This is a genomic window from Filibacter tadaridae, assembly GCF_900609045.1.
Classification (GTDB): Bacteria; Bacillota; Bacilli; order Bacillales_A; family Planococcaceae; genus Sporosarcina; species Sporosarcina tadaridae.
On record NZ_UXAV01000027.1, the window covers coordinates 10,806 to 27,313 of the forward strand.

The window sequence follows — 16,508 nt, forward strand, 5'->3', positions numbered from 1 at the left end:
ACGCCTTTTTCTACTGATACAATTGCCGCATCTTCAACAGCGTATGTTGCATCTGCTGTTACGTCTGCTTCTGTAGATTTATCTTCAATCGTTGTTGTTTCAGTTACTTTTACTGATGCTGTTTTACCTTTTTCGATGGAGACCGTTTTTTGGTCAACTGAAAGTGTAACTTCAGCTTTTGGTGCTTCCACAGGATCCGTTACAGTAACATTCACAATTACTGTCTTATCTCCATGCGTAATCGTGATTGTTGTTTCACCTTTTGCTTTTGCAGTGATTAAACCTTTTTCTACTGATACGATTGCCGCGTCTTCAACAGCATATTTTGCTTCTGATGTTACATCGACTTCTGTTGACTTATCTTCAATCGTTGTTGTTTCAGTTACTTTTACTGATGCTGTTTTACCTTTTTCGATGGAGACCGTTTCTTGATCAACTGAAAGTGTAACTTTAGTCAAAATCTGCTCTGCGGCATTTCCAGCAGCGTCGATGTATTTCACTTTGAGCTGATCATCTTTTGCAAGTGTACCTGTTTCAAAAGAGAATGATCCGTCTTGCTCAAGTTTTACATCACCAGTTGATTTCACTTGTTCACCAGAAATAATTTCGTATGTCGCTTTCAATTTTGTATTAACATCAAAACCAAGTCCGTAATTCACTAGCTCCGCTTGATAGTCAATATATTTATCGATGATTTTCCCTGTTGCTTGTTTGCCGGAAATAGTTCCTTCTATTGTACCTGCAGTGGATTTTACAATAACTGGACCGACGTAGTCACTAACTGCTTCTGGGTTTCCGGATACTGTCATTCCTAAAAAGTCAATTGTATAAAGTCCATCAGGAATCGTATTTTGTGGCTCGCCACTCCATGGGTAGTATTTTCCAGCGACATTAAGATTATAGGATCCAGCAGCAAGTGCCTGCCCCGCATGAAGGTAACCTATATACCCGTCTGCAAATTTTCCGCCTGTCGGATTCATGATATCCCATAGTTCAATGTAATTTGTTGTTACATCTCCTGTTAATGTAAAGGAAAGAACTGCCGAGTCTTTCACACCGTCTCCGTTGAATGAAAGATCTGTTTCCGTAATTGCGAAGTCTTTTAATGCTGCTGCTGCCGCTCCACCGAAGTCTGCCGCAAATGGTAATGAAAGGTCTTTGTCGCCGCCTTTAATGTGGATGTAGCCAAGGATTTCGTCGCCCGGTTTTACATCCAGGTTTTTTGAAGCTGTTAATGTTACATTCAGCATTTGTTCGCCTGCTAATGTGAAAGAAGGTTTGTCTATCGTCAGTTCCGCGTCGCCGAATGCTTTCGTTACGTCAACGGATACGTCGTAATCTCCGCCTTCACCTTTCAAATCTTTTACAAGAATTTGTTTTGTAACAGTTAGATCTTCTTCAAGTGATTGAGGGCCGAAAGTGACTGTCCCCTTTAGGTTTTCCACTACTGCTCCATCATTGTTTGCTGTGTCAACGCCGTATGCAAGTACGCCTGCATGTGCTGCTGCATGCGCATCTACGCGTCCTGCTCCTTGCGACATGACGTCGTATTTAGTCGTGTCTAGAATTTTTGCTGTGTTGGAAAGCGCGACTTTGACGTCGAATGCATTCCATGTTGGATTTGCTTGTTTGACAAGTGCTGCGATTGCTGCGATATGCGGTGTTGCCATGGAAGTTCCCGTTTTACGATCATACGATTGGTCGTATATTGCATCCGGGAAATCCGCGCCATATTGTGGAATTGTAGACATGATATTCGTTCCGGGTGCGCTTACATCCGGTTTGATGTCGAAGTTCGGCGTGGATGGACCACGTGAACTTGAATCATTGACCTCATCACCTGTTGTTGCTGATGAAGCGAATTCACCAAATGTGATTGTGCCTGCCCCTTTTTGTAGTGCTGCACGGATGGCATCACCATCTGTTACCGACATATCGAATGTCGGGATGAATTCAAATGAGTCACCCAGGAATGTACCTGATTCTGCAGGTGCATTGGTACCGCCTGCGAAGTTGTGGATGATTGCAGCGATTGCGCCATTTTCTTTGGCCGCTGCGATTTTATCCACAAAAGCGATTTCGCCACGTGAAATTAATGCGACTTTCCCTTTGACGTCGATATCATTGTAGTCCGTTGCTGCTCCGTTTCCGGGAACTGCTACGACTTCAAACTCACCATCGAGTTGTGTTGCCAACTTTTCACCGAACGTCGTGCCCATAAGGTTAAGTTGTTTGGAAAGTGTGTAGTCACCTACTGTGATGCTCGCTTTTCCATTGTGCATTGTTTCAGGATTTGTTGTGTTACCGACTGCGATTCCAAGTCGTGCTGTCGATGGTGTCCCCATCGTGCCGCGGTTTGGACCTGAGTTACCTGTTGCGATAACGGAAATTGTGCCTGCCATCATTGCATTATTGATGGCAAATGAGCCGCCATCCGTTTCTGTGTTCGATCCTCCACCTAGTGAAAGGTTGATAACGTCGATGTCTTCTTCTACAGCTGCGTCGATTGCCGCGATGATGCCGGAAGTCGCTCCGCTGCCGTAAGCGCCAAGTACGCGGTATGCGTATAGGTCCACTTTTGGTGCAATCCCTTTAATACCGTATTCATTGGCACCGATTGCTGCGATTGTCCCAGCTACGTGAGTACCGTGAGATGTGTAAAATGCGCTTCCTCTATCGTTGAATTCTGGGCGATTAGCCGGACGATCTTTTGGAGATGTCTCAGATGCATCGTCATCTGCGCGCGGTCGTGCATAATCTGATCCTTCATGCGGTACGAAGTTTTTGCCGCCTTTGTATATTCCTTGGAATTCCGGGTGTTGTGCATCGATCCCTGTGTCAAGGACGGCTACTTTGATGCCTTGTCCTTCGTAGCCTTCTTTCCATAACTCTTCAATTCCTAGGAATGAAATACTCGTATTCATAGCAGCTTCTAATTCATCATCTTTGATGAGTTCAGATGAAACCGTTGCTTTTGAATCTTGCATTGCGTACACAGTTGCATCAGGTTCGACCAATGTAACTCCCTCAACATCAAGAAGTTTTTCAAGGTCCCCTGCTTTTACTTTTGCAGCAAAGCCGTTTAAAACGGTATCAAAAGAGAAACCTTTTTCAAACGAAATATTTTTTGACATCATTTCTTTATTTACTACTGCTTGTTGTGCATTTACATTCTTTTTGACTTTAGCCATTTGAGATGTAGTCATTGTTTTTCCTGCTAAGTTCTTAATACCCTGTTCAAGCGCCACCGACTTCTCGGATAAGTGAATAATTACATCCACTTGTTCATTCCCCGATAATCCTTGTAGGTCTTTGTGGAGTTTAGAACCACCATCCAGCACGTTCAATTGTTCAGCGACTGCTGCTTTCAATTGCATTGTGCTTTCAGTTTGTTCGCTCTTCTTGAATGGTTTGTCCTGCACTGTGTTCGCTGAAACTGAGAACGGTGCAAGCAATGAAAGAACCATTACAAAAGCGAGCATACTACTGAAAAACTTAGTAAATCTTCTTTTCTTCAATTGACATTTCCCCCTTACAAATAGTTTGTATTTGTTGAAATTGCGCAACAATTCTATTTTAGCATCAGATTAATAGACTGTATATAAGAATGTTTTATATAGTTAAACGAATCAGTCACCTAGGGAATAATATAATTAACAAATTGACACAGTAATAATTTTCCTCTCTTGTAGTATTAAAAGAGAGATACTATCAAGCTAGTCGTTTGATGTGTAACTCCCTGAGGCAATTGAATTTATTTATAATGCAGCCTTTTTATTAAGAGGCTATTTCGAAACTCGAAAAATTCGTTTGTCCCCAAATAAGTTTCACCCATTCTGGATGATCGATAAATGGATTGCGATTATGCTGCCATTTTTGAATCATATCGTTTCGTTTCTGTTCGATTTCATCAACTGGGTCCTGTTTGTGCCACTCAAGTAGCACCGAAAGTTTCCCATGGTACGGATTCTTGCCATTATTGAGTTTCTCATTTAACTCCAAGTCAACTCGATCCCCTTTTTCATAGCGTGTTGCCATGTAGAAAAGCATTCTTGCTACATCGCCTTTCACACGATTGGGTGGCTCCCATGAATCGGATGATCGTTTGCAATCATCACAACCCTTTACTGAACTACCTCCATTATCGAAATCTAGATTTCCTCTTGAACTATTTACTTGGACATCTGTGGGACGCAGGTGGTGAATATCTGTTCCTGGACCTTTGCTCGTTCCGAAATCTCCGTGCGATTTTGCCCAGACATGTTCTCGGTTCCAATCGCCTACAGCTCCACCATTGCGATTCTTAGAACGTGATTCACCTGAATATAATAAGGTTACATTGTTTACATTGTTTGGATCTTCATCTGTTTCGCGAAGGGCTTCCCATACTTGACTATAGGATAGGACAGTTTGCTCACTAATGATTGAATGAAGTGCGTTTTTAAGTTCTTGCCCTTCTTTGCCGATTGCATCTTTGTAATACTCATTAGTAGGTACTTCACCGGATGTAACAGTTACACTAAATTGTGTTGTGACCCTTTTTTCACCATCCGACGCAGTTACACCAACGACATGACTACCTTCTTCTAACGTGATTGCTAGCGTAGCCGTGTCTTCATTTACAGTACCTTTTGTCGCTGTAAACGTCAGTTCATCGCCATCCGGGTCTGTGAAATGGTCAGTAAGAAGAATGGAAAGTGTTTCACCAGCTTTCACTGTCTTATTGGTAATTTCCTTTGAAACAACAGGTGTTTTATTCTCTTTAGAGAAAGGAGGAACCCCAATGGGCTCCCCTTTCGAATTATAAAACTTGATATCTTCAGCTTTTGCACCATTAACAAACTCGATGTTTTTAATGTTTTCAGCACCTCTTACTTCTTTAACGTTCGATCCATCGATTATAACCTTCATTGCCTCTGCGCCTTTGAAATCAACGATAGCCCCGTCTTCTGTTGGTTTAATCGTCACCTTTGTTTTCGCAAACCCTGTACCGAGGAACTCTGCATAGGATCCTGTGAATAAGATTCCTTCCGTAATATCAGATGCATCGTCAAGTGTAATGGACACGCTTGGTTTGTTGATTGTTAATTTCTTCGTTTTCATATTAGTAAGGTTGTACGTCTTTTCAGCTTCCATTGGTGCAACAACATCCTCATTTGTGAGGTCCACTTGCACAAGTACTGGGTCGTGGTCACTCGCACGACCTGCCATGTCTGTAAAGTCTGCATTGATGTGTAGAATGTCAATTTCTGTTTGATTGACCAAATTGTTTGAAACGATGACGTGATCGAGTACTTGTGAATTACCTTGGAACACGTATGTGTAACGATCAGGTATTTCGACTTTATTGATCATATCTGTCATTAGTTCACCCTCGTGAATCTTGATGGCATCTGAAAATTGGAAGTCATTAAAGTCTCCAAGGGAAACAACATTTGCGTATGGATTTTCATCTTTAATGTCGTCTACAAAGTTATACACGATTTTGGCAATTTCTTTACGCTGTGCCTCGCTGCCATTGACCGGCGGCTGTTTTGAACCGAACAAAGGTGTATCTCCGTTTTTGGAATTCCAATGGTTCGCAATAACGATTACACTTTCACCTTGGAAGTCGAACTGTGCTGCCAATGGTTTACGGCTGCTTTCGAATGCTATATTTTCCGGATCGATACGACCTGGATTAAGTGTTAGTTTATCGTCTTTATAGCCGACTGCCTTCGTTGCATTTCCGTGCTCAATTCCCTCAGTCAGTGATACCCGATCAGGATTATAAAGGAATCCGACACGGATATTCGCATTAGGTGCTCCGCCATCCTGATTGTTTACTGGATCGATATTGGCATACTCATACTTCACTCCGCCTGCTTTAACGATTTCAGCGATGAGTCTTTCATAACTTTCATTTGCTGCCGATTCGCCTTCGTCTTGACCGTTATTATCCTGTACTTCCGTCACACCAATAATGTCCGGATTATTCATGTCATTTGCAAAAGCACGGGCCAATTTCTGTGCTTTATCATCCGTTGTTGACTTCTTGTTATTTGAGAAGTTTTCCAAGTTATACGATGCAATTGTCAACTTATCTTCATCTTTAACAATTGTCGTTTTTTCTGGTTTCGCTTCTCCTTTTGAATGAGCTGCTTTCATATCATCCAAGGAGGTGTAAATTTTATAGTTTTGGAATGAATAACCGACTACTCCTGTGATTGGGCCTTCGAATTTATCACCTGTCGCAACTTCAAAATCACGGGCAGGACCGTTTGGCTCCAACCTGAATTGGATTCGGTTCGCATTTTGATTGTCTTCCTCTAACAATAGACCGCCTTGTAACGTATTTGTTGGTGCATCCTCAAGTACAGTTACAAGATCTCCGTGTTCTTGCGGGGATACAGCCTTTGTATTACCGACTTGTACACGCATACCTTCCAAGCTCTCCCAGAAATCAATAGCGTCTTTTTTAGGATTGAAAACGTTCAAGTTATCACTATCAATATATTCGGCTGTTAAATTATCTTCATCAATGCTAATCGGCTTCGGTAATTCGACGTTTTCTTTTAGAACGACTACATTTCCACCTTGATCGTCACGGACATTTATTTGCGTCGTTTTCATGTCTGTTAGTTGACGATCGTCATAGCCATCAATTGCGTATTCACTTACTTTACCTGTGACAGCAACTAAATCACCCACTTGAATCGGCCAATCCTTTTTGCCACTGTAAAGTAGAATTCCTTCCGATGTATTCAGGTTGTCATCTTTCAAACTATCCGGTGTTTGAATATGGTAATACGTTGAACCACTTAATGTGAATGTATAGGTGACAATTCCTTCGATTCCTTCGACTGTTTGACCTTCAAATGAAGAGCTATGACCTTCGCCTTGAATATCATGGATCTCAAGACTATCTGTAATTGTATAGTCATATGTTTTCACAACACTTACACTGCCATCCTTTGTTTTCACGACTGCTTTAAGTGTTGTATCTTTGGTGATTTCAAGTGGTGTCGCATATACTGTTCCGTTTTCTGTTGGATCTGTTCCATCCAATGTGTAAAGGATTTCAGCATCAGCTGTTCCAGTTGTCAGTGTAACTGTTGTACCGCCTATGAATGTTCCACTGCCCGGATTTGCAGAAACAGGTTGCAAGATAGAACCATCTACAACGATGTCTTCCACTGAACGCGGAATAATCTGATAATCATCATCGAATTGTTGGATAATGCCTGTTACTGAGTCGTATTTATAGCCTACTTCTAGACCTAATGAATCGTTTTCATCCCGAATAAGAAATTCTGTCGTTCCATCGGTCGCAGTATAATTTGTACTTCCCTCTTGCAAACTTATAATTTTAAGTTTCTTTGCAACGACGAGCTGTGATTCGTTTTCTTCAGACACGCCAGCACCCGTTATTTCTTTAGGTGTTGGTGCGCCAACATTTGAGGACTTTTTGACAATTGTTGCACTATCCAATTGGAGCAACCCGCGATAGTCAGCTAAAGTACCTGACAATGTGACTTCATCACCCACTTTTACGTCAAGACTGGTTGGGCGTACAGCGATACCGCCTGTTGCATCTTGAATAGAAATGGAGTTATTCAAAGTTGCTGTTACCACGCCTTTTATCGTCACCTTTTCACCCAATGTTGTCTCTCGTGCTTCAGCGATTGTTACGGTTTCAGCAGGTGTTTCCGGTTCTCCTGGTGACGAGCCATCCATTGTATGCGTTCCCAAGTTGGATGAATCATCTTTTGGCAATAGATTCCACTCGTCTTTTGAATCAAAAGCGTCGGTGATGTCTGTATCACCTGATGTAATCGTACTTTTTCGTACTAATGTTACGTCTTCAGCGAAGTCTTTCTTTATACCTACCTGTCCAATTGAATCGATGATAGTACCTGCTTTTTTTAGAACAACAGGATCATCACCGTTAAAGTCAATAAGGGTTTTGTTTGCCAGATCCCCTTTTCCTTTAATGTCGTCGTTTGCTTCGTTGTGGTATATAACATATGTCTCTCCATCAGCCAAAGTTCCCGATAGTGTTAGCTTTTTATCAACTGTTGTAGCTCCATTCCTATAAAGTTCCAAGGAGTATTGGGATAATTCAATTGAAGAACCTGTCCCGTTATAGAGTTCGATTGCTTTATTTAAACTACTGCCTTCAATGTACTCGGAAATGATGAGATCAGCGGCATTCGTTGCGGCTGTTACGGTTGTCGGAAGGGCTGGGACTACTAAACTTGCAACTAAACCTACCGACAAAAGAGTGTTTATTGGTTTTTTCCCTTTACTCATGTAGTGAATTCTCCTCTCCAGATTAGAATTTCAGTAGTAGTATGATCGTGCTATTGGTTATTAAAAAATCGTTTCCCCTTCAACTTCGATGCCTTCAAAATTGAAAACTGTTCCATCTAGGTCTGAAAGGATTAAATCTCCTGTTACCTTGATGTTTGCAAAATTCAACTCCTCTTTTGCCGTTCCGATAAATGTTAGATTTCCATTCACTGTGGCATTTGCTAATGAAGCAACATCCGTCACATTGACGATACTATTTCCGTTGTAAACTTTTGGATTATCTTTAGTACCAGAGAAGTCTTTACCTGGAAGCTCTTGAGGAGGTAGATTTCCAGCCACATCCACAATGCGTTTTTCAATTTTTGGATCCACATCTCCCAGACTCTTCAAATGTTCAGCGAAGTTTTCCCAGTCTGATAGCCCTAAATCTGTTACGCGGCCTTCCGCATACGCTTTTTTGAAGACGTCATATCCATCTCCACCTTTTGCGGTAAACGCATTCGTTGCAATCGAGTATTTCTCGGCATCTTGTATTTCAGTAAAGGTTCCGTCGTCATTTTTATATTTTATTGAAACGACACGTTCTCCGGTTGGTTTTGATGAGTCGAATTCCACTTTAGCGCCTGATACATGCAGGAATCCACCATTTTCATTCGGATATACTCTTAGACTTGTTTCAAAAGCTTCTTTCAATTCAGCACCCGATACTTCCATTGTTGCCAATGTGTTTCCGAACGGTAAAACTTGGATTACTTCACCTACTGTAATTGGTCCTTCATCAATCGCTGTCCGAATTCCACCGCCATTTTGCAGTGCCATAATGACTTTTGAATTGTAGGTTTTAGCTTTAGCAAGCATTCCATCCGTAATAACGTTCCCTAAAGGCGTTTCGTTTTTGCGTACACTTGGTTTAGTATGATCGTCACCAGAGCGTGGATTTTCCAACGCATGAATCGCTGTTGCGCCCGTTGGTTCAGTTTTAATTTCTTCGATTTCACTAGAATACTTTTTTAGAATCTCCGCCGCTTCAGGATCCTCGACTTTATCGGCAATCTTGATTAACTTTCCGTTATGTGCCGTAACTACACCTTTTTTGTTGAAGGTAACATCCAACGTCCCTAAGTTATCCGCATATTGACCCGTTTGAACGATAATCGTCGGTTCATTTTTATCGCCTGCCAAGACGGGTTCCTTTAACGTTGTATGGCTATGACCACCGACAATTACGTCTATTCCTTTAACCGCTTTCGCCAATTCCTGATCGTTGTCCACTGCTGGATTATCGTCAAAACCAATATGTGTGATGGCAACCACTTTGTTGATGCCCATTTTTTCAAATTCCGCAACCATTTTCTTAGCTTCTTCAATATAGTTTGAGAATGTGATGTCTTCCGGACTCGCAATATCCTTCGTATCTTCCGTTGTTAAACCGAATATACCTACTTTCTCTCCGTTAACCTCTTTGACAATGCCTGTGTAAATGTTTGCGTTTTTGGGGGATGATGAAATCTTCGTATTGAATAGGCCATTAAACTTATCATCTTTTGAAAAATCAACGTTGGAAGATACAAATGGGAACTTTGCAGCCTTAATAAAGTCAGCCAATGCCTTATGGCCCTCAGCCGATGAACCCAGATCAAATTCGTGATTTCCAAACGTCATCGCATCAACTTTCATCAAATTCATAAATTCAACGTCGGCTTGTCCCTGGAACTCGTTAAAATATAATGTCCCCGAGAAAACATCTCCCGCATCGAGAAGTAAAGCGTCTGGTTTTTCAGCACGTACTTCTTTAACTGCAGTGACTCGTTTTGCTGCATTATCCAAATGTGCGTGTGTATCATTAAAATGCATAATGGATAGATTGAAACCTTTGTCATTTGTTGGTGTTCCGATATACGCTTTCACGATGACAGTGAATACAAGATCTTTTGCTTTATTGCCAGCTGCGTCCTTCGCGCTGTACGTAATCGTGTAGGTTCCCGGTTTTGTTGTATCTATTACACTTAGTTCCGCCCCACCCTTGTCTCGAATCACCTTTACAACTTTCACGTTAGTATCCTTGTTATCTTTCACGGTAACAACAGGAAGTTTAAATACACTGCCGTATGTTACATTAATTGTTGTTTCTCCTGAATAACTAAGCGTAGGAGCCTCAGTGTCTACAAAATCCTTCGCGCGATAGACGAAAAGTGCGAACTCTCCTCTTGTGACATCCTGGTTGGCTCCGAACTCTTTAGAACTTTTCCCTTTGGTAATGCCATTTTTCAACAATGCATCAACAAATGGGTCCCAATTTGAATTTACATCGGTAAAGTCATTTTTTAAATTACCGCCTTTTAACCCATATGCTTTTGCAATTACTTTTGCCAGTTCTACTCGAGTAATCTGGTCATTTGGCGCAAATTGGGTACCACTTTTCCCTTGTATTACACCTGCATTATAAAGCGCATTTACCGCTCCCTTTACACGGTTATTCAAGTCCTTGAAAGAAGATTCAGGTGCGTTTTTCACATCTAGCCCGAGCGCTTTGGCAATCATAACCGCTGCATCACCGCGTTCAAGCGAATCTGCTGTTCCGAAGTACCCATTGGTATACCCTTTTGCTATTCCGTTGGACGTGACATAACTCACAGCTTCTTTATAATGTCCCGTTGAATCATGAAATGCCGCGGATGCTGCTGGCGTTAGCGCAGTCGCAACTAGTGCAGCGGTAACTGCACCCGTCATTATCTTACTGTTACTAGTTCTATTCCTTGTCATTATTGGCCCTCCCAAAATAGTAGTAGATGTGTTGAGTTTTCACACATTTCCTATTTATACTATCATCGAAGCAACTAAATCACTATAAGACGTTTTGCAATATTTGGTCTATTTAGAACGAACCTTGGAAACCGTTTTATTTTTTCGTATTATACGAAAGGCCCTTTTTCGCACAAAAAGGGCTTTAGGGGTTCCTTTCATTGCTCATGATTTTTATTTGAACAAAAAAACTCAACCAAGAAAATAACTTTGGATGAGTTTATGAGTTTTCATATACAATACTGGTTTAAATTTTCCAATGCACCTTAATTGGTTCTAACTATAAATGTTGAGCGAATGGTTCTCTATAATCTCCAGCGAAGGCGCCTACTGGGGTAGCCGAAGCAATAAGACTGACAGCGGTCTTCTGCCCTCGCTTATTGTGGGAGGCATCCCCAAGCGCCGAGCGTTGTTGAGTGGATTCTTTATGTTTTATGTCAACATATATACTTCATTTACTTCTTGCTAATCTCTTTAATTTGATAATCGCCGAATTCGTCGATTAAGACAGTGTACTGAACTTCTTGGGTTAATTTGAACACTTCTTCACTATCCTCGTCATGATACGTCAAATAGGCTGTTACATCAACAACGGCTTCTGTATTTCCAATTTCGACATTGTTAACTGTCGTTTCAATCGTACTGTATACACGATTCTCTACTACATTGTCATCGATTAGTTTCTTCGCTTCCGTCGCCGCCTGACTATCTGGCAGGATATATGAAGTGTAATAATCGACCGCTTTATCGTTCAATGAAAAGACGACGAGCTCATAATAACTTTCAATGAAGTTTCGAATCATTTCATCATCCAAACGGGCGTCTTCCACTTGGTTTTCAAAGTTTTCTTCCCAGTTAACGCCTTTTAGCGGGTTCGCAGCCCAATCATATAACTGATCTACTATAGTATACATAGGAATTGCATAGCCAATTTTAGGGTTGTCGGTCAGAATGATGGAGTTCACACCGATGACACGTTCCGTATTTTTATCAACTAGCGGACCGCCACTCGAACCTGGTTTAATGGTTGCATTCATCTCATATAAATCCAAATACGTATAATCCTCGTAAAAGTCTACACCCGTAGCGGTAATTTTCCCCTCGGATGATGAATTGGAAATGTTCTCTGGACTGCCCAAAGCGATAACATCCGTTCCACTTGCCATTTCCGACATTTCCATTTGCAATGGTTTCTTGTCAACTAGTTCTTCTACGCGAACTAGAGCGATATCCACCTCTTCAGAGATTCCAATAACCTGTCCATTAAATTCCTGACCCAGATTATTTTTGACCGTCACATACGATGCATCCTTCACAACATGGGCATTCGTTACGATGTCACCTTTTGTGTTAAACAAGAACCCTGAACCTTGTTGAAGATCCGTATAGAGTGTATAAACATGGGATTGCGCATTCGCTATAATTGTTGCCATGTCACGTTCTGGCGCAACAGGCATTTCAACTACTTCTACTTTCTCAACCGTTTCAGTAGTGTCTTCATAAGTGACTGTGCCAGGCTCTGTTTCCCAGTTCTCCAGTTTTTCATCAATATTTGTGATTTCCATACTCTCAGGTATTTTCTTCTCGAACGACGCCGGTATGGTGTATTCTTTCTCCGACCGATTACTCTCTTTTAGCAGTGCATACGTACCCAGGCATACGACAAACAACAAAACTATCGAAGCCGCGAGTACAAAAAAGGATTTCTTCGATTTATTCTCTTTTTGATGTCTATTGCTCCGTTTATCCATATCGTCAACTCGCTTCTATCTTTTATATAGAGATTACTTATTAGACGTAACTGAATAGGGTTTTGTTTCAATCATTCTACTGAATGAACCTTTTTCTTTATTGTACCATGCTAGGGCCTGGTTGCGGTGACAGGCACTCAAACTTTCGGGTTTGTTTCGACTGTCATGATTAGTTAAACTTTCATGTTTGTATGAGTGACAGGCACCGAATTCGCGGTCTCAGAAGTTCTATCCAGTTTATTCCCTTTAATTCCCTATAGATATACACCAACTTTGCTTTACAATATAAGTATATGCTTTTAAAAATAAGGAGCATATATAGTTTGTATCCATCTTTACTACCTTTCATATGAAAGATAGCTTGAAGATGGCATTATAAGGAGGAAATACATTTAATGGCTCGAAATTATAAAAATCATTCTAAGTTTGTTGCAACAGCAGCAACCGCTACATTGGTCGCAACAGCAATTGCACCAGTTGCTTCTGCAGCATTCAACGATGTAAATAAAAACTACACAGAAGCTGTTGACTATTTAGTAGACAATGGAATAGCTGAAGGTATTTCAGAAACCTCATTCGGAACAGATGCTAGTATCAAGCGCGGAGATGCAGCGGTTATGATCGCTAAAGCGCTAGATCTTGATGTTGAAAATGCTCCTGAATCTGCATTCACAGATTTAAACAGTCGTGTGGCTGGAGCGGTTAACGCGCTATATGTTGATAAGATCATTAATGGTAAAAGCGAAACAACTTTCGCGCCGGATGATAAAATTACGCGTGCAGAGATGGCTAAAGTCATTGCCAATGCTTACAAATTAGACGGAACTGGCACGACTAACGAGTTCGACGATGTTAACGCTAATTTCGATGATTACGTTGATGCATTAGTGAAAAACGAAATCACAAAAGGAAAGACAGCTGTGTCATTCGGTGCTATTGCAGAAGTCACACGCGGTGAATTTGCATTATTCATCCACCGTTCTGAAACACTTGAAGTAGTAGAAGATATCGATAATCCAGAGGCAGATGCGACTTTATTGGCAGACCTAAAAAGCGCATCTGACGATATTAAATTAGCAAAAATTCTAACTGACAATTTTGGATCTATTATAAATGAGGACCTAATTGTACAATATAAAGAAACGATTGCTGCGCTAGTTGCACCGCAAACAAAAACAGAAATGACTGCGTCTATCGTTTTAGTTAACGACAAAAATGCAGCAGCTACAGTAACAGCAACAATTACTGCACTAGATTCAGAGAAAGAATCATTCGCTGATGATGTAGCAGCTGCAAGAGTGGCCTATGATTCATTATCAAAAGTTCAACAAGCTTTTGTAACGAATGTTAACGACTTAGAAAGTGCAGAAGTTGTAGTTAGAGTTGCTTCTGGATCTGTAACTAATGCTACTGAATTGGAAACAGCACTAACTGACGAAAATGTGAAAGAAATAACATTATTGAAAAATATTTCTGTTGGAACTGAAGTAATGACTCTTACTTCAGGCGTAACAATTAATGGTAACAATAATAAGCTATTTGTCGGTGGCACGAAAGCTGATAAAGGTGCGAATAAGGCATTAGGACTGTATATCCCAGCAAACGCTGAAGAAGTGGTAGTTAAAAATCTTAAAGTTGTCGGTACACATGGCGACAATCTTATTGAAATATTCGGGAATGCAACGCTTGATAACGTAAGTGCTATCGGCGGCAAAAAGGCTGGTATCTATGTAAACAACGACGGTACCGGTACAATTACAGTAAACTTCAAAGATATTACGACTGCTTCAAATGGATGGAATGCTGGAATTGGCATCGCATCTAAAAAAATCGGTAGTAAAGTAATTGCTAACTTCTCAGGTACAAATTCGTTCGGAGAAGAAACAGCAGTCTATACGGATGATTTGAGTGCGTATATGGGCGAATATGAAGTTAATGGTTTAGATGGATATACTAAAAAAGTAGTCGACTTACAACATAAATGGGTTAAAACACAGTAATACTTTTGCTTTCGCAATTAGAAATAAAATCCGCTAATCGAGGATATCGATTAGCGGATTTTTTCTGTGGTGACAGTCACCGAATTCAGCTCAATTACAATTTATTTCAAGTCAAAAAATGTAGTTTGAAAGGAAATGATTGATTGCTCACCGTTATGTTTATAGATGTTACTAATCTTCACTTCAAATAGATTACCTGATTGGTAGTCTACAATACCATCCGGTTGGAAGATAACGGTGTATGGCGTATAGCCGGTGCTTTCAAGATCGATGTTGAAATAACCATCCTTTTGATTTTTGCTACTGAACGTCCATTTTCGCCCGTCGTTTTTCCTTATTAACTGGACAGTCACATTGCTCGTTCGGGATGGGTCATATATAGACGTATTCAATGATACGGACCATGGATCCCTGTTCCCAAAAAATTCGGTTGGAAATGCGGATTCTGATGGCCATGCAATCGTTTCGAAGGATACGGATGGATTGTCCCACATTTGAGGGGCCACGACTTTCATTGCAGTATGGCCTGTCCCATTGGCGTCCAACGTGTAACCGAATCCAACCTCTTGGAGTCTAGGCGATAAAATCCATCTTCTGTGTCCTAAACTTTCCCGGTTTGAATCGGAGGAATCGGGCATATATCCTTGTTGAATACTTTCAATTATATCCGTATAACCGAAGCCAATATTACTCGAACTCGCACCAGCATAACCTGAATTATACAGGCGATCATCCATTCCTGTAGGCTGTAAAGGGTAGTGGGTCATCGATTGATTCGCCGCATTTACTAAAGAAGCCGCCTGTGCTTGTTCATTATATGAGACGTTTAATGTGATGCCGCTTGGCAAATGGGCAAGGAATCGGACAAAGTTTGTCATATTAAGGGCATCTACCAATGCCTCATTGCTGGCTTTCCCTAGTTTGTAAGGCGGTTTGACCGAACTCTTCTCTTTTAAAATCGGACCTGTATAACGCGGTTGTAAGGCATTCCATTTGGCTTGGATCTCTTTGACGCGTTGACGATATGATTCATTTTCCGGTTGTGCGGATGTATCCCCTGCTACCCTTTCTGCACGATAGATGAAAAGCGCAAACTCTCCTCGGGTTAACCGATCCGTTGGCGCAAAAGTCGTGTCGGTTTTACCGTACGTGATACCATTCTCTTTCAGTGCTGATACATCTTGAATCCATTTCGAACTGACGTCATTGAAACCCGCATTCGATTTCGCGGTAAGATTATAAGCATTTGAAAGCATTCTGGCCATTTCTTGCCGCGTGATGTTCGCATCAGGATCAAACGTCGTTTTCGTTTTACCGGAAGCTATTCCTGCCTCCACTACGGCATTCACAGCGTTTGAAACACGGCTATTCAAGTCCGTCAAGCCACTCTCTTTCGCTCTTTTTACGTCCAGCTCCAAGGCCCTTGAGATGAAAATTGCGGCATCCCCGCGTTTGATATTCTGGTTTGTCCCAAACTCTTTTCCGCTAATTCCCTCTGTAATCCCTTTTGTTAGTAGATACTGAACAGCCTCCTTATACGTACCGCCTACATCCTTAAATGGTATTACTGCGGCGGTTGCTGGCATAAATGATGAGACAGTGAGCAACACTGTTATGACCATAATTCGAAAGACTGATTTCATTCACTTTTCCCCCTTGGACA

The 16,508-nt window shown here is 41.2% G+C and carries 6 protein-coding genes; 1 reads left to right on the forward strand and 5 read right to left on the reverse strand.

Translation table 11 applies throughout. From position 1 onward, the window contains the following. The 4 genes from FILTAD_RS04690 to FILTAD_RS04705 form a co-directional block, all read right to left on the reverse strand. Positions 1-3,518: S8 family serine peptidase (locus tag FILTAD_RS04690; protein WP_160117562.1), on the reverse strand; the 3,518-nt coding region annotated here is incomplete at its 3' end. A 259-nt stretch (positions 3,519-3,777) separates the two neighbouring features. After that, positions 3,778-8,292, reverse strand: a complete 4,515-nt coding sequence (locus tag FILTAD_RS04695; protein ID WP_124069361.1) for an endonuclease — start codon at positions 8,290-8,292, stop codon at positions 3,778-3,780. Between the two features lie 60 nt (positions 8,293-8,352). After that, the gene (locus FILTAD_RS04700) at positions 8,353-11,055 is read right to left on the reverse strand and encodes a 5'-nucleotidase C-terminal domain-containing protein (RefSeq protein WP_124069362.1); all 2,703 of its coding nucleotides are present in this window, start codon (positions 11,053-11,055) and stop codon (positions 8,353-8,355) included. Between the two features lie 494 nt (positions 11,056-11,549). Continuing rightward, positions 11,550-12,845, reverse strand: a complete 1,296-nt coding sequence (locus FILTAD_RS04705; RefSeq protein WP_124069363.1) for a S1C family serine protease — start codon at positions 12,843-12,845, stop codon at positions 11,550-11,552. Positions 12,846-13,240: 395 nt separating this feature from the next. Here FILTAD_RS04705 and FILTAD_RS04710 point away from each other — a divergent pair, with 395 nt between their 5' ends. Next, on the forward strand, positions 13,241-14,845 hold the full coding sequence (locus FILTAD_RS04710; protein ID WP_124069364.1) for an S-layer homology domain-containing protein: 1,605 nt from the start codon (positions 13,241-13,243) through the stop codon (positions 14,843-14,845). 101 nt (positions 14,846-14,946) lie between these two features. On the opposite strand, the gene FILTAD_RS04715 is transcribed toward FILTAD_RS04710, so the two are convergent. After that, the gene (locus FILTAD_RS04715; protein ID WP_124069365.1) at positions 14,947-16,488 is read right to left on the reverse strand and encodes an S-layer homology domain-containing protein; all 1,542 of its coding nucleotides are present in this window, start codon (positions 16,486-16,488) and stop codon (positions 14,947-14,949) included. Positions 16,489-16,508 lie beyond the last annotated feature (20 nt).

Excerpts from the sequence above, each read along its gene's own strand:
- FILTAD_RS04695 (WP_124069361.1), bottom strand. The coding sequence starts at position 8,292 with ATGAGTAAAGGGAAAAAACCAATAAACACTCTTTTGTCGGTAGGTTTA.
- FILTAD_RS04700 (WP_124069362.1), bottom strand. The coding sequence starts at position 11,055 with ATGACAAGGAATAGAACTAGTAACAGTAAGATAATGACGGGTGCAGTT.
- FILTAD_RS04705 (WP_124069363.1), bottom strand. The coding sequence starts at position 12,845 with ATGGATAAACGGAGCAATAGACATCAAAAAGAGAATAAATCGAAGAAA.
- FILTAD_RS04710 (WP_124069364.1), top strand. The coding sequence starts at position 13,241 with ATGGCTCGAAATTATAAAAATCATTCTAAGTTTGTTGCAACAGCAGCA.
- FILTAD_RS04715 (WP_124069365.1), bottom strand. The coding sequence starts at position 16,488 with ATGAAATCAGTCTTTCGAATTATGGTCATAACAGTGTTGCTCACTGTC.